General features: G+C 60.8%; 16 protein-coding genes. 14 read left to right on the top strand and 2 right to left on the bottom strand.

The features are described from left to right. Positions 1-15: 15 nt before the first annotated feature. Positions 16-1,235, bottom strand: a protein-coding gene (locus IEC33019_RS15490) for an IS3 family transposase (protein WP_099593083.1) whose coding sequence is annotated in 2 segments (ribosomal slippage) — positions 16-887 and positions 887-1,235 — 1,221 coding nt in all. Because the reading frame shifts where the segments join, the coding sequence is not laid out codon by codon here. A gap of 111 nt (positions 1,236-1,346) precedes the next feature. Next, on the bottom strand, positions 1,347-2,636 hold the full coding sequence (gene gltA / locus IEC33019_RS15485) for a citrate synthase (protein ID WP_043211428.1): 1,290 nt from the start codon (positions 2,634-2,636) through the stop codon (positions 1,347-1,349). Between the two features lie 351 nt (positions 2,637-2,987). On the opposite strand from gltA, the gene sdhC reads away from it, so the two are divergent. From sdhC to radC, 14 genes are all read left to right on the top strand, one after another. Beyond that, complete coding sequence (gene sdhC, locus IEC33019_RS15480) at positions 2,988-3,374, top strand: succinate dehydrogenase, cytochrome b556 subunit (protein WP_023628897.1); 387 nt, start codon at positions 2,988-2,990, stop codon at positions 3,372-3,374. Continuing rightward, complete coding sequence (gene sdhD, locus IEC33019_RS15475) at positions 3,368-3,736, top strand: succinate dehydrogenase, hydrophobic membrane anchor protein (protein ID WP_070092887.1); 369 nt, start codon at positions 3,368-3,370, stop codon at positions 3,734-3,736. Before sdhC ends, sdhD begins: the two co-directional genes overlap by 7 nt. A gap of 3 nt (positions 3,737-3,739) precedes the next feature. Continuing rightward, the gene (sdhA, locus tag IEC33019_RS15470) at positions 3,740-5,512 is read left to right on the top strand and encodes a succinate dehydrogenase flavoprotein subunit (RefSeq protein WP_070092886.1); all 1,773 of its coding nucleotides are present in this window, start codon (positions 3,740-3,742) and stop codon (positions 5,510-5,512) included. Positions 5,513-5,523: 11 nt separating this feature from the next. Next, entirely contained in the window at positions 5,524-6,228 is a 705-nt protein-coding gene (locus IEC33019_RS15465; protein WP_043211423.1) for a succinate dehydrogenase iron-sulfur subunit, read from the top strand. Between the two features lie 246 nt (positions 6,229-6,474). Next, on the top strand, positions 6,475-9,306 hold the full coding sequence (locus IEC33019_RS15460; RefSeq protein WP_070092885.1) for a 2-oxoglutarate dehydrogenase E1 component: 2,832 nt from the start codon (positions 6,475-6,477) through the stop codon (positions 9,304-9,306). A gap of 42 nt (positions 9,307-9,348) precedes the next feature. After that, positions 9,349-10,563: a 2-oxoglutarate dehydrogenase complex dihydrolipoyllysine-residue succinyltransferase gene (odhB, locus tag IEC33019_RS15455; RefSeq protein WP_070092884.1), complete on the top strand. Its 1,215-nt coding sequence runs from the start codon at positions 9,349-9,351 to the stop codon at positions 10,561-10,563. A 92-nt stretch (positions 10,564-10,655) separates the two neighbouring features. Then, on the top strand, positions 10,656-12,092 hold the full coding sequence (gene lpdA / locus IEC33019_RS15450) for a dihydrolipoyl dehydrogenase (RefSeq protein ID WP_043211417.1): 1,437 nt from the start codon (positions 10,656-10,658) through the stop codon (positions 12,090-12,092). A 172-nt stretch (positions 12,093-12,264) separates the two neighbouring features. Beyond that, positions 12,265-13,431: an ADP-forming succinate--CoA ligase subunit beta gene (gene sucC / locus IEC33019_RS15445; RefSeq protein WP_011534748.1), complete on the top strand. Its 1,167-nt coding sequence runs from the start codon at positions 12,265-12,267 to the stop codon at positions 13,429-13,431. Beyond that, positions 13,431-14,315: a succinate--CoA ligase subunit alpha gene (gene sucD, locus IEC33019_RS15440; RefSeq protein WP_043211414.1), complete on the top strand. Its 885-nt coding sequence runs from the start codon at positions 13,431-13,433 to the stop codon at positions 14,313-14,315. Before sucC ends, sucD begins: the two co-directional genes overlap by 1 nt. A gap of 522 nt (positions 14,316-14,837) precedes the next feature. Next, positions 14,838-16,151 (top strand): branched-chain amino acid transport system II carrier protein, encoded by a 1,314-nt coding sequence (brnQ, locus tag IEC33019_RS15435; protein WP_070092883.1) that lies wholly within the window; start codon positions 14,838-14,840, stop codon positions 16,149-16,151. A 195-nt stretch (positions 16,152-16,346) separates the two neighbouring features. Next, a complete protein-coding gene (locus IEC33019_RS15430) occupies positions 16,347-17,108 on the top strand; it encodes a DUF599 domain-containing protein (protein WP_070092882.1) in 762 nt (253 codons plus the stop codon). Between the two features lie 217 nt (positions 17,109-17,325). Beyond that, on the top strand, positions 17,326-18,525 hold the full coding sequence (locus IEC33019_RS15425; RefSeq protein WP_001062689.1) for a tyrosine-type recombinase/integrase: 1,200 nt from the start codon (positions 17,326-17,328) through the stop codon (positions 18,523-18,525). Further along, positions 18,522-19,586, top strand: coding sequence for a PDDEXK nuclease domain-containing protein (locus IEC33019_RS15420; RefSeq protein WP_003092331.1), 1,065 nt, complete (start codon positions 18,522-18,524; stop codon positions 19,584-19,586). The genes IEC33019_RS15425 and IEC33019_RS15420 overlap by 4 nt, the downstream gene beginning before the upstream one ends. Before the next feature lie 351 nt (positions 19,587-19,937). Further along, positions 19,938-20,447 (top strand): RadC family protein, encoded by a 510-nt coding sequence (gene radC, locus IEC33019_RS15415; RefSeq protein ID WP_003092330.1) that lies wholly within the window; start codon positions 19,938-19,940, stop codon positions 20,445-20,447. Positions 20,448-20,495 lie beyond the last annotated feature (48 nt).

Raw genomic sequence — 20,495 nt, 5'->3', positions numbered from 1 at the left:
GTAGGCCGACAGGCCTCAAAACGCCCGATGCACAGCATCGGGCGTTTTGTTTTTCAGGGCCATATGAGGCCGTTCTGTGTTGTAGATCTGCACTGCCTCGTCAACCATCTGTCTCGCTTGCTCCAAATCTGCAGGGCTACTCAACAGCAGCTCCATCTTGAGGATTCCGTTGATTCGCTCGGCCAGCGCGTTCTGGTAGCAGTCATACCCATCAGTCATGGAGCACTGAACGCCGTGCCGTTGATGCAGTGACTGGTATAGCGCCGAGCAATATTGGATGCCTCGATCCGAATGGTGGACTAATGGCTGGCGACGACGTCGCTTTCGTAGTGCCTGCTTGAAAGCTTGCGCCACTGACTCGGCATGCAGGCTTTCATGGACGTGGTGGCCAACGATTTTCCTGGAGTACGCATCCGTTATCAGGCTCAGGTATAGCGGGCCGTTACGTGCGGGCAGGTAAGTAATGTCGGCCACCCAGACATGTTCCGGCCTTGTCGGAACAATCTGGCTTGGCCCGGGCTTGAGTAAGTTGGGGTGGCGGTAGAAGCGATGAAAGCTTTGTGTTGTCTTGTGGTAGGCCCGCTTAGGCAGTACGAGCAAACGGCGCTCTCCCAAGACTTGGAACAGCCTATCTCGGCCGATCTGGAGTCGTCTGTCAGGCTGGCAATGCAGCAGATAGTGCAGCTTGCGTGTACCCAGACGAGGCTGGCGCATCCGGACTTGCTGAACAAACTTAACCACCCGGTCTGCCTGGCGCTCTTTGCCATCAGCGGCTCGGTTGCGTTTGTAGTAAGCCTGTCGACTGATGCCTAGAAACTGACAAGCCCTGGCAATGCTCAGTCCTGCGACTTGACCTTGCGAGAGGACTTGCCGGATCGCTTTTTTACGACCGAAACACCATAGTCATTTTTCAGAACATCGACGACCGTCTCGAAGAACTGGGCCTTCTGGCTCATCAGCTCAAGCTGCTGCTCAAGCTCTTTGATCCGCTGCTCTGGAGTGAGCGGTTTGGGGTCAGACATCGCGCAGCTCCTCTCGGCTCGGATCGATGCCCCTTGGCTCCAATCCTGCCGACCGTGCTTACGCAACCATACCAGAACCGTCGATCGACCCTGGATGCCATACCGTTCCTGGGCCTGGCCGTAGGTCATCTCGCCTTTTTCAATCTGATCAACCACCGCCAATTTAAAAGACAGTGAGTAATCTCGCTGTGTGCGCTTTACACCTTGCTCCATCTGACTCTCCGGAAATTCGGGATGGGAGGTGTAAACCTTATTCAGGACGGGACAAGCGCCATAAAAAAGGCTGCCCCAAGGGCAGCCTTTTTTACGTTCGGCTCGATGAGCTTACTTGCGGTCTTTCAGGTCGACGATGTCGCGCTGCTCGTGGCCAGTGTACAGCTGGCGCGGGCGGCCAATCTTGTACGGGCTGGAGAGCATTTCCTTCCAGTGGGAGATCCAGCCGACGGTACGTGCCAGGGCGAAGATCACGGTGAACATGCTGGTTGGAATGCCGATCGCCTTCAGGATGATGCCGGAGTAGAAGTCGACGTTCGGGTACAGCGAGCGCTCGATGAAGTACGGATCGGTCAGGGCGATCTCTTCCAGGCGCATGGCCAATTCGAGCTGCGGGTCGTTTTTGATGCCCAGTTCGCTCAGAACTTCGTCGCAGGTCTTCTTCATTACGGTAGCGCGCGGGTCGCGGTTCTTGTACACGCGGTGACCGAAGCCCATGAGCTTGAACGGATCGTTCTTGTCCTTGGCCTTAGCGATGTACTTGTCGATGTTGGAGACATCGCCAATTTCATCGAGCATGGTCAGTACCGCTTCGTTGGCGCCGCCGTGGGCCGGACCCCACAGGGCAGCGATGCCCGCGGCGATACAGGCGAACGGGTTGGCGCCCGAGGAGCCTGCCAGGCGCACGGTGGAGGTGGAGGCGTTCTGCTCGTGGTCGGCGTGGAGGATGAAGATCCGGTCCATTGCCTTGGCGAGCACCGGGCTGATCGGTTTGATCTCGCACGGTGTGTTGAACATCATGTGCAGGAAGTTTTCCGCGTACGACAGGTCGTTGCGCGGATACATCATCGGCTGGCCCATGGAGTACTTGTAGACCATCGCGGCCAGGGTCGGCATTTTCGCGACCAGGCGCACCGCGGAGATCTCGCGATGCTGCGGGTTGTTGATGTCCAGGGAGTCGTGATAGAACGCCGACAGGGCGCCGACCACACCGCACATCACCGCCATCGGGTGAGCGTCGCGGCGGAAGCCGTTGAAGAAGGATTTCAGCTGCTCGTGAACCATGGTGTGGTTTTTCACGGTGCTGACGAACTGGGCCTTCTGCTCGGCGTTCGGCAGTTCGCCGTTGAGCAGCAGGTAGCAGGTTTCCAGGTAGTCCGATTTCTCGGCGAGCTGTTCGATCGGGTAGCCGCGGTGCAGCAGGACACCCTTGTCACCATCGATGTAGGTGATCTTCGACTCGCAGGACGCAGTCGCCATGAAGCCAGGGTCGAAGGTGAAGTGACCAGTAGCCCCCAACCCGCGGACGTCGATAACATCGGGACCAACGGTGCCGGTTAAAATGGGCAGCTCGACGGGGGCTGCGCCCTCGATGACCAACTGCGCTTTTTTGTCAGCCATGTGGCCTCCTATTAATGCTTGAAATCATCAGACAGACCCCCCACGCAGGGCCCGCACCACTATAGAGGGATAAATTCGAATGTCAATTTGCCTAAAGGCTGGTTGAAACGCCCTCTGAGCCCTGATTTTTCACGAAATTCTCGCCCGTTTACGCCTTTTGTTCGTTAAAGGCAATGCGCTATTTGGGCTAGCCCCTCACGTTGTCATGAGCAGCCTAACTGTCTATACTCCGCAACCGACCGCCAGGGGCTTGCAAGCCCGTTCCGCTGGGGGTCGTCGCTCCCTGGGTGGTGGGTACCTGACCAGTACACTTACCAACAACTTTGCCCTGTTAGCTAGGGGCTCTTCAGTGTGAAAAAAGCCGTGAAAAGCCAACGACCTGTAAACCTAGACCTAAGGACCATCAAACTCCCGATCACCGCGTACACGTCCATTCTTCACCGTATCTCCGGCGTCATCCTGTTCCTTGGCCTGGCCATCATGCTTTACGCATTGGGCAAGTCGCTGGGTTCTGAGGAGGGCTTTGCCGAGGTGAAGGCGTGTCTGACCAGTCCGCTGGCCAAGCTGGTGACTTGGGGCCTGCTGTCCGGCCTGCTGTACCACCTCGTTGCAGGTGTACGTCACCTGATCATGGACATGGGTGTCGGTGAGACGCTCGAGGGCGGCAAGCTGGGCTCGAAAATCGTGATCGTCATCTCCGTGGTGCTGATCGTTCTGGCGGGAGTTTGGGTATGGTAACTAATGTCACGAACCTGTCGCGTTCGGGCCTCTATGATTGGATGGCGCAGCGCGTATCTGCGGTCGTTCTCGCGGCTTACTTCATCTTCCTGATCGGCTACGTCGCCGCTCACCCGGGTCTCGACTATGCCCAGTGGCACGGTCTGTTCTCCAACAACGCGATGCGTATCTTCAGTCTGCTGGCACTCGTTGCCCTGGGCGCTCACGCCTGGGTCGGCATGTGGACCATTGCCACCGACTACCTGACGCCGATGTCCTTCGGCAAGTCGGCGACTGCGATTCGTTTCCTGTTCCAGGCTGTATGCGGCGTTGCGATGTTCGCGTACTTCGTCTGGGGTGTGCAGATTCTCTGGGGTATCTGATCCATGGCTAGCATTCCAACCATTTCTTTCGACGCCATCATCATCGGTGGCGGCGGTGCCGGCATGCGCGCTGCGCTGCAGCTGGCCCAGGGCGGTCACAAGACTGCCGTAGTCACCAAGGTCTTCCCGACCCGTTCGCACACTGTATCCGCCCAGGGCGGCATCACCTGCGCCATCGCTTCGGCCGACCCGAACGACGACTGGCGTTGGCACATGTACGATACCGTCAAGGGCTCCGACTACATCGGTGACCAGGACGCTATCGAATACATGTGTCAGGAAGGCCCGGCTGCGGTCTTCGAGCTGGACCACATGGGCCTGCCGTTCTCGCGTACCGAAACCGGCCGTATTTACCAGCGTCCATTCGGTGGCCAGTCCAAGGACTTCGGTAAGGGTGGTCAGGCCGCCCGTACCTGCGCCGCTTCCGACCGTACCGGTCACGCGCTGCTGCACACCCTGTACCAGGGCAACCTGAAGGCAGGCACCACCTTCCTCAACGAGTACTACGCCGTTGACCTGGTGAAGAACCAGGACGGCGCTTTCGTCGGTGTGATCGCAATTTGCATCGAAACCGGCGAAACCCTGTACATCAAGTCCAAGGCCACCGTTCTGGCCACTGGCGGTGCGGGCCGTATCTACGCCTCGACCACCAACGCCCTGATCAACACCGGTGACGGTGTCGGCATGGCCCTGCGTGCCGGCGTGCCGGTGCAGGACATCGAAATGTGGCAGTTCCACCCGACCGGCATCGCCGGCGCCGGTGTGCTGGTCACCGAGGGTTGCCGCGGTGAGGGTGGCTACCTGATCAACGCCCACGGCGAGCGCTTCATGGAGCGTTACGCGCCGAACGCGAAAGACCTGGCCGGTCGCGACGTTGTCGCTCGCTCCATGGTCAAGGAAATTATCGCCGGCAACGGCGTGGGCCCGAACAAGGACCACGTACTGCTGAAGCTGGATCACTTGGGCGAGGAAGTGCTGCACAGCCGCCTGCCGGGTATCTGCGAACTGTCCAAGACCTTCGCCCACGTCGACCCAGTGGTCGCGCCGGTTCCGGTCATCCCGACCTGCCACTACATGATGGGTGGTATCGCCACCAACATTCATGGCCAGGCCATCACCATGGACGCCGAAGGCAAGGATCACATCATCCCGGGTCTGTTCGCCGTGGGTGAAGTGGCGTGCGTATCGGTTCACGGTGCCAACCGCCTGGGTGGCAACTCGCTGCTGGACCTGGTGGTCTTCGGTCGCGCCGCCGGCCTGCACCTGGAGAAGGCGCTGACTGAAGGTGTCGAGTACCGTGACGCCAGCGACACCGACGTCGACGTTGCCCTGAACCGACTGAACAAGCTCAACGAGCGCACCACTGGCGAAGACGTTGCCAGCCTCAAGCGCGAGCTGCAGAGCTGCATGCAGAACTACTTCGGTGTATTCCGTACTGGTGAATACATGCAGAAGGGTATCGCTCAGCTGGCTGGCCTGCGCGAGCGTATCGCCAACGTCAAGATCAACGACAAGTCCCAGGCCTTCAACACCGCGCGTATCGAAGCGCTGGAGCTGCAGAACCTGCTGGAAGTCGCCGAAGCTACCGCCATCGCGGCCGAAGCCCGTAAAGAGTCCCGCGGCGCTCACGCCCGTGAAGACTATGAAGACCGTGACGACGAAAACTGGCTGTGCCACACCCTGTACTACCCGGGTGAGAAGCGCGTCGCCAAGCGTGGCGTCAACTTTGCGCCGAAGACAGTTCCTGCCTTCGAACCAAAAGTCCGGACTTACTAAGGGTGGCCGCTATGTTGCAAGTCGAAGTTTATCGTTACAACCCGGACACCGATTCGGCGCCGAAGATGCAGACCTTCCAGGTCGACACCGGTGGCAAGGATCTGATGGTCCTGGACGTGCTGGCACTGATCAAGGAGCAGGACGAGGGCTTCTCGTACCGTCGCTCCTGCCGTGAAGGCGTTTGCGGCTCCGATGGCATGAACATCAACGGCAAGAACGGCCTGGCCTGCATCACCCCGCTGTCGTCGGTGGTCAAGGGCAACAAGCTGGTTCTGCGTCCGCTGCCGGGGCTGCCGGTCATTCGTGACCTGGTCGTCGACATGAGCATCTTCTACAAGCAGTACGAGAAGGTGAAGCCGTTCCTGCAGAACGACACCCCGGCCCCGGCCATCGAGCGTCTGCAGTCGCCGGAAGACCGCGACAAGCTGGACGGTCTGTACGAGTGCATCCTGTGCGCTTGCTGCTCGACCTCCTGCCCATCGTTCTGGTGGAACCCGGACAAGTTCCTGGGCCCCGCTGCGCTGCTGCAGGCCTACCGCTTCCTGGCCGACAGCCGCGATACCAAGACTCAGGAGCGCCTGGCGTCCCTGGATGACCCGTTCAGCGTATTCCGCTGCCGCGGGATCATGAACTGCGTAAACGTTTGCCCGAAAGGTCTGAACCCGACCAAGGCAATCGGTCACGTACGTAACATGCTGCTGCAAAGCGGCACCTGATTCAAAAATGTTGCACCAGCAGTAAGCCGAGGTGCGGGCGCTGAGCTCGCGCCAAGGTAAAACCCGAGCAAGGGCTCACAAAGCCTGCGCTCATTACCTATGAAGATATGAGACCAGCAGGGGCTTCCGGGCTGGTACCCGGAAAATCAGCAGGATCCAGGTGGCGTGGTTCAGTCGCTGTGTTCGGACTTTTCCAGGTTTGCTGTGGCTCTTGCCGATCAGTCCCCTAACCGAGGGTGACCAAGCATGCAAGAAAGCGTGATGCAGCGCATGTGGGAAAGCGCCCACCTTTCAGGTGGTAACGCTGCATATGTGGAAGAGCTTTATGAGCTCTACCTGCACGACCCTAACGCTGTGCCAGAAGAGTGGCGCACCTACTTCCAGAAGTTGCCCGCCGACGGCAGCACCGCTACCGATGTATCGCACTCTACAATCCGCGACCATTTCGTACTGCTGGCAAAGAACCAGCGCCGCGCCCAACCGGTTTCCGCCGGGAGCGTGAGCAGTGAACACGAGAAGAAGCAGGTTGAAGTTCTGCGACTGATCCAGGCCTATCGTATGCGCGGCCATCAGGCTGCCAAGCTCGACCCGTTGGGGTTGTGGCAGCGTCCTGCGCCCGTAGACCTGTCGATCAATCACTACGGCTTGACCAATGCCGATCTTGATACGACCTTCCGTGCCGGCGACCTGTTCATCGGCAAGGAGGAAGCGAGCCTACGCGAAATTTTCGATGCGCTGCAGAAGACATATTGTCGCACCATCGGCGCCGAGTTCACCCACATCGTCGATTCCGAGCAGCGCAGCTGGTTCCAGCAGCGTCTGGAAAGCGTACGTGGCCGTCCTGAATTCTCCGCCGACGTGCAGACCCACCTGCTCGAGCGTGTCACTGCGGGCGAAGGCCTGGAAAAATACCTGGGCACCAAGTACCCAGGCACCAAGCGCTTCGGCCTCGAGGGCGGCGAAAGCCTGATCCCGATGCTGGACGAAATGATCCAGCGCTCCGGCTCCTATGGCACCAAGGAGGTCGTGATCGGCATGGCCCACCGCGGCCGTCTGAACGTGCTGGTCAACACCTTCGGCAAGAACCCGCGCGAGCTGTTCGACGAGTTCGAAGGCAAGAAGATGAACGAGTTGGGCTCCGGTGACGTCAAGTATCACCAGGGCTTCTCCTCCAACGTGATGACCCCCGGTGGCGAAGTTCACCTGGCCATGGCGTTCAACCCTTCCCACCTGGAAATCGTCTCGCCGGTGGTGGAAGGTTCGGTGCGCGCCCGTCAGGACCGTCGCAACGACACCGTGGGTGACAAGGTTCTGCCGATCTCGATCCACGGTGACGCTGCGTTCGCCGGCCAGGGCGTGGTCATGGAAACCTTCCAGATGTCGCAGACCCGCGGTTTCAAGACCGGCGGTACCGTGCACATCGTGATCAACAACCAGGTTGGTTTCACCATCTCCAACCCGTTGGACTCGCGTTCGACCGAGTACGCCACCGACGTCGCCAAGATGATCCAGGCGCCGATCCTGCACGTGAACGGCGATGACCCGGAAGCGGTGCTGTTCGTCACCCAGCTGGCCATCGACTATCGCATGCAGTTCAAGCGTGACGTGGTCATCGACCTGGTCTGCTACCGTCGTCGCGGCCACAACGAGGCCGACGAGCCGAACGGCACCCAGCCGCTGATGTACCAGCAGATCAGCAAGCAGCGCACCACCCGTGAGCTGTACGCCGACGCACTGATCCAGGCCGGTCGTATCGATGCCGAGCGCGCTCAAGCCAAGATCGACGAGTACCGCAACGCCCTGGACAACGGTCTGCACGTGGTCAAGAGCCTGGTCAAGGAGCCGAACCGCGAGCTGTTCGTCGACTGGCGTCCGTACCTGGGCCATGCCTGGACCGCGCGTCACGACACCCGCTTCGACCTCAAGACCCTGCAGGACCTGTCGGCCAAGCTGCTCGAACTACCGGAAGGCTTCGTCGTCCAGCGTCAGGTCGCGAAGATCTACGAAGATCGCCAGAAGATGCAGGCCGGTGGTTTGCCGATCAACTGGGGTTATGCAGAGACCATGGCCTACGCCACCCTGCAGTTCGAAGGTCACCCGATCCGCATGACCGGTCAGGACATCGGCCGTGGCACCTTCTCGCACCGCCACGCGGTGTTGCACAACCAGAAGGACGCCAGCACCTACGTGCCGCTGCAGAACCTGTTCCCGGGCCAGCCGAAGTTCGAGCTGTACGACTCCTTCCTGTCGGAAGAAGCGGTACTGGCCTTCGAATATGGCTATTCCACCACCACGCCGAACGCGCTGGTGATCTGGGAAGCCCAGTTCGGTGACTTCGCCAACGGTGCCCAGGTCGTGATCGACCAGTTCATCACCAGTGGCGAGCACAAGTGGGGTCGTCTGTGTGGCCTGACCATGCTGCTGCCGCACGGCTACGAAGGTCAGGGCCCTGAGCACTCCTCGGCGCGTCTGGAGCGTTACCTGCAGCTGTGCGCCGAGCACAACATCCAGGTCTGCGTACCGACCACCCCGGCTCAGATCTACCACCTGCTGCGTCGCCAGGTCATCCGTCCGCTGCGTAAGCCGCTGATCGTCCTGACGCCGAAGTCGCTGCTGCGCCACAAGCTGGCCATCTCGACCCTCGAAGAACTGGCCGAAGGCTCGTTCCAGACCGTGATCCCGGAAGTCGACACCCTCGACCCGGCCAAGGTCGAGCGCCTCGTGCTGTGCAGCGGCAAGGTCTACTACGATCTGCTGGAAAAACGCCGTGCCGAAGGCCGCGAAGACATCGCCATCGTGCGTATCGAGCAGCTGTATCCGTTCCCTGAGGACGACCTGGTGGAAATCCTGGCGCCTTACACCAACCTCAAGCACGCGGTCTGGTGTCAGGAAGAGCCGATGAACCAGGGCGCCTGGTACAGCAGCCAACACCACATGCGCCGTATCCTGACCCGCCACAACAAGGCGCTGGTCCTGGAATACGCCGGCCGCGACGCTTCCGCCGCGCCAGCCTGTGGCTACGCTTCGATGCACGCCGAGCAGCAGGAAAAACTGCTGCAGGATGCCTTCACTGTCTAACGCCTTCGCGCACCTGAAACCGAATTTAAGGAAACACTGACAATGGCTATCGAGATCAAAGCCCCAACCTTCCCGGAATCGGTCGCCGACGGCACCGTTGCCACCTGGCACAAGAAGCCGGGCGATGCCGTCAAGCGTGACGAGCTGATCGTAGACATCGAGACCGACAAGGTCGTCCTGGAAGTCCTGGCCACCGCCGACGGCGTACTGGGCGACATCGTCAAAGGCGAGGGCGACACCGTCCTGTCCGACGAAGTCCTGGGTTCGATCGTTGAAGGCGCCGCGGCGGCTGCTCCTGCTGCCGCTCCGGCCGCTGCTGCTCCGGCTGCCGCTGCCGCCGATGCTGGCGAAGAAGACCCCGTCGCCGCTCCAGCCGCTCGCAAACTGGCTGAAGAGAACGGCATCGACCTGGCCTCGGTTGCCGGCACGGGCAAAGGTGGTCGCGTCACCAAGGAAGACGTGGTTGCTGCCATCGCCAACAAGAAGGCCGCGCCTGCCGCCGCTCCAGCTGCCAAGCCTGCTGCCGCTGCACCTGTGGTCACCGCCGCAGGCGATCGCACCGAGAAGCGCGTGCCGATGACCCGTCTGCGCGCCAAGATCGCCGAGCGCCTGGTCGAAGCCCAGTCGAGCATGGCCATGCTGACCACCTTCAACGAAGTGGACATGACCGAAGTCATGGCCCTGCGTTCGAAGTACAAAGACCTGTTCGAGAAGTCTCACAACGGCGTACGCCTGGGCTTCATGTCGTTCTTCGTCAAGGCTGCCACCGAAGCACTGAAGCGCTTCCCGGCCGTCAACGCCTCGATCGACGGCAACGACATCGTCTACCACGGTTATGCTGACGTCGGCGTCGCCGTCTCCAGCGATCGCGGCCTGGTGGTTCCGGTCTTGCGCAATGCCGAATCGATGTCGCTGGCCGAAATCGAGAACGGCATCGCCACCTTCGGCAAGAAGGCCCGTGAAGGCAAGCTGGCCATCGAAGAGATGACTGGCGGTACCTTCACCATCACCAACGGTGGTACCTTCGGTTCGATGATGTCGACCCCGATCGTCAACCCGCCGCAGGCTGCCATCCTGGGCATGCACAACATCATCCAGCGTCCGATGGCGATCAACGGCCAAGTGGTCATTCGCCCGATGATGTACCTGGCGCTGTCCTACGATCACCGCCTGATCGACGGCAAGGAAGCGGTAACCTTCCTGGTGACCATCAAGAACCTGCTGGAAGATCCGGCTCGTCTGCTGCTGGACATCTAACGCACTGTCGCACGCTGCAAACGGCACGCTTCGTGGAAGCTCGCCGTCTCGCAGCGTGCGGCTTGCAGCTTGAAGCTTAAAAGGAATCTTTTATGACCCAGAAATTCGACGTGGTAGTGATTGGTGCAGGTCCTGGCGGCTATGTGGCCGCGATCAAGGCTGCTCAGCTCGGCCTCAAGACCGCCTGCATCGAGAAATACACCGACGCCGAGGGCAAGCTGGCCCTGGGCGGTACCTGCCTGAACGTGGGTTGCATTCCTTCCAAGGCCCTGCTGGACAGCTCCTGGAAGTACAAGGAAGCCAAAGAGAGCTTCAACGTCCACGGTATCTCCACTGGCGAAGTGAAGATGGACGTCGCCGCGATGGTTGGCCGCAAGGCTGGCATCGTCAAGAACCTGACCGGTGGCGTCGCCACGCTGTTCAAGGCCAACGGTGTGACCTCGATCCAAGGTCACGGCAAGCTGCTGGCTGGCAAGAAAGTCGAAGTCACCAAGGCTGACGGCACCACCGAAGTCATCGAAGCCGAGAACGTGATCCTGGCTTCCGGCTCGCGTCCGATCGACATTCCACCGGCTCCGGTCGACCAGAAAGTCATCGTCGACTCCACCGGCGCCCTGGAATTCCAATCGGTACCTAAGCGCCTGGGCGTCATCGGTGCTGGCGTGATCGGTCTGGAACTGGGTTCGGTATGGTCCCGCCTGGGTGCCCAGGTGACCGTCCTGGAAGCCCTGGACACCTTCCTGATGGCCGCTGACACCGCGGTTTCCAAGGAAGCCCAGAAAACCCTGACCAAGCAGGGCCTGGACATCAAGCTGGGCGCTCGCGTGACCGGCTCGAAGGTCAATGGCGAAGAAGTCGAAGTCACCTACACCGACGCCAATGGCGAGCAGAAGATCGTCTTCGACAAGCTGATCGTGGCTGTAGGCCGTCGTCCAGTGACCACCGACCTGCTGGCTGCCGACAGCGGCGTGACCATCGACGAGCGTGGCTACATCTACGTCGACGACTACTGCGCCACCAGCGTACCGGGCGTCTACGCCATCGGTGACGTGGTCCGTGGTCTGATGCTGGCACACAAGGCCTCGGAAGAGGGCATCATGGTCGTCGAGCGCATCAAGGGCCACAAAGCCCAGATGAACTACGACCTGATCCCGTCGGTCATCTACACCCACCCGGAAATCGCGTGGGTCGGCAAGACCGAACAGGCCTTGAAGGCCGAGGGCGTTGAGGTTAACGTGGGCACCTTCCCGTTCGCGGCCAGCGGCCGCGCGATGGCAGCCAACGATACTGGCGGTTTCGTCAAGGTCATCGCCGATGCCAAGACCGACCGCGTCCTGGGCGTTCACGTGATCGGCCCATCGGCTGCCGAGCTGGTTCAGCAAGGCGCAATCGCAATGGAATTCGGCACCAGTGCCGAGGACCTGGGCATGATGGTCTTCAGCCATCCGACCCTGTCCGAAGCGCTGCACGAAGCAGCGCTGGCTGTGAATGGCGGTGCCATTCACGTCGCCAACCGTAAGAAGCGTTAATTATAAGAAACCACGGCGGGCTGCCCGTCGTGGGTCTTGCGTGCAAGACTCACCGCGGAACGTCCGCCGGACCGGATCACACGGGAAAACCCGGGGTCAACGGTCACAGGTGGTGCGGCGCCAGTGATGGCGCAGCGCCGAAGCGCAGTACCTAACGAAGACGGTAAAAAGCATGAATCTTCACGAGTATCAGGGTAAACAGCTGTTCGCTGAATACGGCCTGCCAGTTTCCAAGGGTTTCGCAGTCGATACCCCTGAGCAAGCTGCAGAAGCCTGCGACAAGATCGGCGGTTCCGAGTGGGTCGTTAAGGCCCAGGTTCACGCGGGTGGTCGCGGTAAGGCGGGCGGCGTCAAGCTGGTTCGCAGCAAGGAAGACGCCAAGGCGTTCGCTGCACAGTGGCTGGGCAAGAACCTGGTCACCTACCAGACCGATGCCAACGGTCAACCAGTTTCCAAGATCCTGGTCGAATCCTGCACTGACATCGCCAAAGAGCTGTACCTGGGCGCTGTAGTCGATCGCTCGAGCCGCCGCATCGTGTTCATGGCCTCCACCGAAGGTGGCGTGGACATCGAAAAGGTCGCTCACGAAACTCCCGAGAAGATCCTCAAGGCTACCATCGATCCGCTGGTCGGCGCTCAGCCGTTCCAGGGTCGTGAGCTGGCATTCCAGCTGGGTCTGGAAGGCAAGCAAGTTCAACAGTTCGCCAAGATCTTCGTTGGCCTGGCCAAGCTGTTCAAGGATCACGACCTGGCTCTGCTGGAAGTGAACCCGCTGGTCATCAAGGCCGACGGCGACCTGCACTGCCTCGATGCCAAGATCAACATCGACGCCAACGCCATGTACCGTCAGCCTAAGCTGAAGACCTTCCACGACCCGTCCCAGGACGACGCCCGTGAAGCCCACGCTGCCAAGTTCGAGCTGAACTACGTTGCCCTGGAAGGCAACATTGGCTGCATGGTCAACGGTGCTGGCCTGGCCATGGGTACCATGGACATCGTCAACCTGCACGGCGGCAAACCAGCCAACTTCCTGGACGTTGGCGGCGGTGCCACCAAAGAGCGCGTGACCGAAGCGTTCAAGATCATTCTGTCCGACAGCAATGTCGCGGCCGTTCTGGTCAACATCTTCGGCGGCATCGTTCGTTGCGACATGATTGCCGAAGGCATCATCGGCGCGGTGAAAGAAGTCGGCGTTAAGGTTCCGGTCGTCGTTCGCCTCGAAGGCAACAACGCCGAACTGGGCGCTAAAGTACTGGCAGAAAGCGGTTTGAACATCATTGCGGCAACCAGCCTGACCGACGCTGCTCAACAAGTTGTCAAAGCTGCGGAGGGCAAGTAATGAGCGTCCTGATCAATAAAGACACCAAAGTCATCTGCCAGGGCTTCACCGGCTCGCAGGGTACTTTCCACTCCGAACAAGCCATCGCCTACGGCACCAAGATGGTTGGCGGCGTGACCCCAGGCAAAGGTGGTACCACCCACCTTGGCCTGCCGGTGTTCAACACTGTCAAGGAAGCTGTCGAAGCCACCGGCGCCGAAGCTTCGGTCATCTACGTTCCGGCTCCGTTCTGCAAAGACTCGATCCTGGAAGCTGCCTTCGGCGGCATCAAGCTGATCGTCTGCATCACCGAGGGTATTCCTACCCTCGACATGCTGGACGCCAAGGTCAAATGCGACGAGCTGGGCGTACGCCTGATCGGCCCTAACTGCCCAGGTGTCATCACCCCGGGCGAGTGCAAGATCGGCATCATGCCAGGTCACATCCACTTGCCAGGCAAGGTCGGTATCGTTTCCCGCTCCGGCACCCTGACCTATGAAGCGGTCAAGCAGACCACCGACGCCGGCTTCGGCCAGTCGACCTGCGTTGGTATCGGCGGTGACCCGATCCCAGGCTCCAACTTCATCGACATCCTGAAGCTGTTCCAGGAAGACCCGCAGACCGAAGCGATCGTCATGATCGGTGAGATCGGTGGTTCTGCTGAAGAAGAAGCCGCGGCCTACATCAAGGCCAACGTGACCAAGCCTGTCGTTTCCTACATCGCTGGCGTTACCGCGCCTGCGGGCAAGCGCATGGGCCACGCTGGCGCCATCATCTCCGGTGGCAAGGGCACTGCGGACGAGAAGTTCGCGGCCCTGCAGGACGCTGGTGTCAAAACCGTGCGTTCCCTGGCTGACATCGGCAAGGCCCTGGCCGAGCTGACCGGTTGGGAAATGAAGAAGTAATACGCTTTACCCCCCACGCGCACAAAGGCCACCTTCGGGTGGCCTTTGTCGTTTTCAGGAGATTGTTTCCCTCTTATCCGGCGTTAGCTGCGTTAGAGATCATCCCGCCCGACATCAGAAGAGCGGATGAAAGGAAACTTCATGGAAGCATGGTTGATTAGGAAGCCTGAACCGGCCGTTCTGCTGGAGCAGGTGAGGCGTAGCGGCAGGTTTTGCAATTAGTAGGAAAAATCGATTGGTTTGATAGGGATTTTCGGGCGGACGGGGTCGATTCCATCTGCCAGCATGAGCAGCGTCACAGAGTCATCCAGACGACAAGAACATACGCACATCGGACAAGCAGGCCTGTGCCAGTGCGTTTACCGGGTAAAACGGTTAACCTACGCGTTCACTCTGTGCCCGTCCCCCAAAAGGGAACGACACGCTAAACGGGTCTGGCCTATCAAGCCGGGCAGCATTTTCCCATACCCCTGGGGAAATCCCTTCTCGAATCCCGATTTCAGCAGTGTGGTACTACCCTAAATGAAAGTGTTGAAAGGCCAGGATATCCTGGCGCTTGGCTTTATGACGTTTGCGCTTTTCGTCGGCGCGGGCAACATCATCTTCCCGCCTATCGTTGGTTTGCAGTCCGGCCCACATGTGTGGATGGCAGCCCTTGGCTTCCTCGTCACCGCAGTCGGCCTGCCGGTCATCACCGTGGTCGCCCTGGCCAAGGTCGGTGGTGGCATGGACGCGCTGAGCAGTCCCATCGGCAAGTTCTTCGGCGGCCTGCTGGCAGCCGTGTGCTATCTGTCGGTAGGTCCGTTGTTCGCGACCCCGCGTACGGCCACGGTCTCGTTCGAGGTCGGTGTGGCACCGCTGACGGGTGAAAGCCCGCTGGCGCTGTTCATCTACAGCCTGGTCTACTTCATCGTTGTGCTGGCCGTATCGATGTATCCGGGCAAGTTGCTCGATACCGTCGGTCGCTTCCTGGCTCCGCTGAAGATCATCGCCCTGGCCGTGCTGGGCATCGCTGCCTTTGCGCTGCCAGCCGGCACCATCGGCGAAGCGCAGCCGGCCTATGTGGCCGCGCCGTTCTCTCAGGGCTTCATCAATGGCTACCTGACCATGGACACCCTGGGTGCACTGGTCTTCGGTATCGTCATCGTCAACGCCATCCGCTCGCGCGGTGTGGAGTCGCCGAAGCTGATCACCCGTTACGCCATCATCGCCGGGCTGATCGCTGGCGTCGGACTGGCGCTGGTGTACATCAGCCTGTTCCGCCTGGGCGCTGGCAGCCATGACATCGCCATGGGCGCGACCAACGGCGCAGCCGTCCTGCATGCATACGTGCAGCACACCTTCGGCTCGCTGGGCAGCGGTTTCCTTGCGGTGCTGATTGCGCTGGCATGCCTGGTTACTGCCGTGGGTCTGACCTGCGCCTGTGCCGAGTACTTCAGCCAGATCCTGCCGCTGTCCTACCGTGCACTGGTGGTGATCCTGGCTGGCTTCTCGCTGCTGATCTCCAACCTCGGCCTGACCAAGCTGATCCTGTTCTCGATCCCGGTGCTGACTGCCATCTACCCGCCTTGCATCGTGGTCGTGGGCCTGAGCTTCGTCAAAGATCTGTGGAACTCGCCCGTGCGCATCCTGGCACCGGTGATGCTGGTGTCGCTGCTGTTCGGCATGGTCGATGCCATCAAGGGCAGCAACCTGGCGCACATGCTGCCGGACGCCATGGCCCATCTGCCGCTGAGCGAGCAGGGCCTGGCCTGGTTGGTGCCTTCGGTCATCACCCTGGGTCTGTCCGTGGTATGCGATCGCATGCTGGGCAAGCCTCGCGAGGCGCTGGCCTGATACGTTGAAACCAGGGTGCTGGCGGCGGCCACAAGCCAAAGGGCGCCAGCCGATGGTCGAAACTCAAACCCCGCGTCCTCTCGGATGCGGGGTTTTTTGTTGCTTCGTTTTGTTTCCATGGCGTGTCTTTTCGCGTCATCGTGCGTCGAAAAGCGGTCTTCAACATTTTCAGGACGTGGACGATCAGGAGCCCGCATGAGCTTCATTCAAAGTAATCTGAGCCACTGGGTGGCCGCCGGCTGGTTCGCCCTCTGCTGGGGTGGCTATACCCGCTATGCGATCTGGAAAGGGCGCGACACCGCCTGCCTGGCCAGCGTGCTGCACTTGTACCGGGAAGACTGGATGCGCCGCATGCTGTTGCGCGACAACCGCATCGCCGATGCCAGCGTGATCGGTAATCTGGAACGCAATGCCTCGTTCTTCGCCTCCAGTACGCTGATCATTCTTGCGGGTATCCTCACCGTCCTTGGGGCATCGGACCGCGCGTTGTCGCTGCTGGCTGACCTCCCGTTGGTGCAGCAGGCGTCCCAGGGCATGTCGGAAATCAAGCTGTTGGGCCTGGCGATGGTGTTCGTCTATGCCTTCTTCACTTTCAGTTGGTGCATGCGCCAGTACAACTTCGCAGCTGTCCTGGTGGGCTCCGCGCCCATGATCGGGGAGCGACAAGTCAGTGAGTTGGAGCGTAAGGCATTTGCATCAAGAGCGGCACGGGTATTATCGCTGGCGGCCAACCAGTTCAACTTCGGCCTGCGTTCGTATTACTTCGGAATGGCCATGCTGACTTGGTTCATCAGCCCGTGGTTGTTCATGGTCACCAGTGTCTGCGTGGTGTTGATTCTTTATCGCCGGGAGTTTCATTCCGATGTGCTGGAGGTGATGGTATTCACGCCCACCGAGTCGTTGGCCGGGGAGGGGCTCAAGGAGCTCGTCGGCCCTGCACCTGAACCGCCTCGCTGAACGCCAGGCATAAAAAAACCCGACAGTGTCGGGTTTTTTTGTTTCACGATGACTCCAGCCCGGTAGTTCGCTGGACTGCGACGTAGCCCGATACAGCAGGTTTATCAATAGCTTACGCGCTTCCATCATATGCCGGTGCTTTCTGAAACTTGACCCGGTTCTCCCTCGCGCCGCTCCTATCTGGCTCCTGGAATCCGGGTCGTTCCAAGGAGTCATCATGGCAAAGATCAAGCTCACCAAGACCGCCGTAGAGTCGGCGCAACCCCAGGCGAAGGACATCGAACTACGGGATACCGTCGTGCCCGGCTTCCTTTGCAAGATTACCTCGACGGGACGCCGGGTGTTCATGCTCCAGTACCGCACGAACTCTGGCCAGCCCCGCAAGCCCTCGCTGGGACTCTACGGGGAGCTAACCGTCGAACAGGCGCGGGTCAAAGCGCAGGACTGGCTGGCCGAGGTTCGCCGGGGTGGTGATCCCGGCGGTGCCAAGGCCGAGGCGCGCAAGGCGCCCACGATGGCCGAGTTGTGCAAAAAGTTCATGGAGGACTACTCCAAGAAGCGCAACAAGGTCAGCACGCAGGACGGCTACCAGGGCGTCATCGACCGCAACATCATCCCGCTGCTGGGCCGCAAGAAGGTGCATGACGTGAAGCGGCCCGACATTGCGGGGCTCATGGAAAAGCTGGCCTACAAGCCGACCGAGGCCAACAAGACCTTCGGCGTGCTGCGCAAGATGTTCAACTTGGCCGAAGTCTGGGGCTTCCGCCCGGACGGCACGAATCCGTGCCGCCACGTCCCGATGTACCCGCCGGGCAAGGAAACCCGGCTCATCGTGGACGAGGAAATGGTGCGGATCTTCCGCCAGTTGGAGAAACTGGAGGCGGAGGGGCTGGAGAACTACGTCATCCCGTTGGCGATCCGGCTGCAATTCGAGTTTGCGGCGCGGCGCTCCGAAATCTGCCCGCTCGAATGGAGCTGGCTGGACTTCGAGAACCGGCGCGTGGTGTGGCCCGACAGCAAGGTTGGCGGCATTTCCAAGCCCATGAGCGAGGAAGCCTATCGGCTGCTTTCGACGGCGCCGCGTCTGGAAGGCTGCCCTTACGTCCTGCCGTCGCCGAACGACCCGGCCAAGCACCTGACCTTTGGCGAGCACTATGGCGGCTGGTGCCGGACGCTCAAGGCCGCCAGCGTGCCGCACGTAGGCACGCACGGCATCCGTCATCGCTCGACCACCGACATTGCCAATTCCGGTGTGCCGACCAAAGTGGGAATGAAGCTGACGGGCCACAAGACCGTGGCGATGTTCATGCACTACGTCCACACCGAGGACAAGCCGGTGCGCGAGGCGGCCGAGCTGGTGGCCAGCCGCCGCCAAGCCATCACGGGCGCGCGGCAGCTTGCGGAGGCGGTGGCATGAACGGGCGCCGGCCATCAGCAGCATCGCTCGCAGCGCCCGCGGCGCTGCTGGGCGACATTCGGGCACTGATCGAGGCGGCGCGCTTGCGCGCCGCCTCGACGGTGAATAGCGAGCTTACGATGCTCTACTGGCGCATCGGCCAACGCATCCACACGCAGGTCTTGGACAGGCGCCGGGGCGCCTACGGCAAGGAAGTTCTGCCCACCTTGGCTGCGCAGTTGGTGGAGGAGTACGGCAGCAGCTTTGCAGAGCAGAACTTGCGCCGCATGGTGCAGTTCGCCGCCACCTTCCCCGACGAGCGAATTCTCGTATCACTGATACGAGAATTGAGCTGGACGCACTTCATCGCCCTGATGCCGCTGAAAGACCCGCTCCAGCGGGACTACTACGCACAGATGGCCAGCACCCAACGCTGGAGCGTGCGGACGCTGCGCGAGCGTATCGACTCGATGCTGTACGAGCGCACGGCGCTTTCCCAAAAGCCGGAAGAAACCATAGCGCAGGAGTTGGCGACCCTGCGCGATGCGCAGCGCATGTCGCCGGCCCTGGTCATGCGCGACCCGTACATCCTCGACTTCCTGGGCCTGCGGGACACTTGGCAGGAAGGCGACTTGGAAGCGGCGATCATCCGTGAAATGGAGTCCTTCCTGCTGGAGCTGGGCGCGGGCTTCTCATTCGTCGCCCGGCAGAAGCGCATTCCGATCGACGACGAGGATTTCCACCTTGACCTTCTGTTCTACAACCGCAAGCTGCGGCGGCTGGTTGCGGTGGAGTTGAAGGTAGGTGACTTCAAGGCGGCCTACAAAGGGCAGATGGAGCTTTACCTTCGGTGGCTAGACAAGCACGAACGGGAGCCGGAGGAAGCCTCGCCGCTCGGGATCATCCTTTGCACCGGCAAGAAGCGCGAGCAGATCGAATTGCTGGAGCTGGACAAGTCCGGCATCCACGTTGCCGAGTATCTGACCGCCTTGCCGCCGAGGGGCGTGCTGGTGGAGCGGCTGCAACAGGCAACGCAACGGGCGCAGTTGCAAATCGAGCAGCGCAAGACGGACAACGAGTAGTCCTGTCCCAAGCAGTCGGGCGTCCCGGCGTGCCGCCGTCGCGCTGTCGTGCTGCGCATCGAGCTTCGCTGCGCGAGTCTCGCCCCTGTCGGGCTTCCATCACTGACGCCTCCGTCCCGGCTCGTTGATCCGGGCCTGCGCGCTCCGCTTGCCAAAAATCGACTCTGTGCAGTGGGCGGGTGTGGGCGGTCTTGCTGTTCCCTTCACCGTATCACGGCGTTCTCGCCGTCAAGGGCGGCGCGCGCCATGCGCGCTTGCGTCCTGGCGGCCGTCTGCGACCCCTGACTGCTTGCGCTGCGCCGTGCTGCCGCCGGTTCCGGGCAATTCCGCCCGAGCAACCGGAGCACGATCATGTCGCAACTGTCCTTTCCCTCGTTCGATTCCTGTCTGCTGGTGCGCGACGCGCACGGGCGCTATCTACCGGCATCGGCCGACGACATTCTGGAAGCTGCGCGCCAGGTCATTGACCGGAAAATGCGGCGCGGAGCAGAGTTCACTTCGCCGGCGGCGGTCAAGGAATACTTGCGTACAAAGTTGGCCAGCTTCGAGCATGAGGTGTTCGTAGTGCTGTTCATGGATACGCGCCATCGTCTGATCGAATACAGGGAGATGTTCCACGGCACTATTGACGGTGCGTCGGTGTATCCGCGCGAAGTGGTCAAGGAGGCGCTGCGGCTCAATGCGGCGGCGGTCGTCGTTTCGCACAACCATCCGAGCGGAAACCCCGAGCCGAGCGCGGCTGACCGGGCGCTGACCCAGCGGCTCAAGGAAGCGTTGGGTCTGGTGGACGTGCGCGTGCTCGATCACATCATCGTTGCGGGCAACGAAACGGCATCGTTCGCCGAGCATGGGCTGATCTAGCCCAAGGGGCTTCGGCCCCTTTTTGCTGCGCCTGGTGGCATAGCTATG

The sequence above is a fragment of the Pseudomonas putida genome, from assembly GCF_002741075.1.
In the GTDB taxonomy this organism is placed as follows: domain Bacteria; phylum Pseudomonadota; class Gammaproteobacteria; order Pseudomonadales; family Pseudomonadaceae; genus Aquipseudomonas; species Aquipseudomonas putida_T.
This window is presented reverse-complemented; position numbering and strand designations above follow the sequence as displayed.

Excerpts from the sequence above, each read along its gene's own strand:
- gltA (WP_043211428.1), bottom strand. The coding sequence starts at position 2,636 with ATGGCTGACAAAAAAGCGCAGTTGGTCATCGAGGGCGCAGCCCCCGTC.
- sdhD (WP_070092887.1), top strand. The coding sequence starts at position 3,368 with ATGGTAACTAATGTCACGAACCTGTCGCGTTCGGGCCTCTATGATTGG.
- sdhA (WP_070092886.1), top strand. The coding sequence starts at position 3,740 with ATGGCTAGCATTCCAACCATTTCTTTCGACGCCATCATCATCGGTGGC.
- IEC33019_RS15465 (WP_043211423.1), top strand. The coding sequence starts at position 5,524 with ATGTTGCAAGTCGAAGTTTATCGTTACAACCCGGACACCGATTCGGCG.
- IEC33019_RS15460 (WP_070092885.1), top strand. The coding sequence starts at position 6,475 with ATGCAAGAAAGCGTGATGCAGCGCATGTGGGAAAGCGCCCACCTTTCA.
- odhB (WP_070092884.1), top strand. The coding sequence starts at position 9,349 with ATGGCTATCGAGATCAAAGCCCCAACCTTCCCGGAATCGGTCGCCGAC.
- lpdA (WP_043211417.1), top strand. The coding sequence starts at position 10,656 with ATGACCCAGAAATTCGACGTGGTAGTGATTGGTGCAGGTCCTGGCGGC.
- sucC (WP_011534748.1), top strand. The coding sequence starts at position 12,265 with ATGAATCTTCACGAGTATCAGGGTAAACAGCTGTTCGCTGAATACGGC.
- sucD (WP_043211414.1), top strand. The coding sequence starts at position 13,431 with ATGAGCGTCCTGATCAATAAAGACACCAAAGTCATCTGCCAGGGCTTC.
- brnQ (WP_070092883.1), top strand. The coding sequence starts at position 14,838 with ATGAAAGTGTTGAAAGGCCAGGATATCCTGGCGCTTGGCTTTATGACG.
- IEC33019_RS15430 (WP_070092882.1), top strand. The coding sequence starts at position 16,347 with ATGAGCTTCATTCAAAGTAATCTGAGCCACTGGGTGGCCGCCGGCTGG.
- IEC33019_RS15425 (WP_001062689.1), top strand. The coding sequence starts at position 17,326 with ATGGCAAAGATCAAGCTCACCAAGACCGCCGTAGAGTCGGCGCAACCC.
- IEC33019_RS15420 (WP_003092331.1), top strand. The coding sequence starts at position 18,522 with ATGAACGGGCGCCGGCCATCAGCAGCATCGCTCGCAGCGCCCGCGGCG.
- radC (WP_003092330.1), top strand. The coding sequence starts at position 19,938 with ATGTCGCAACTGTCCTTTCCCTCGTTCGATTCCTGTCTGCTGGTGCGC.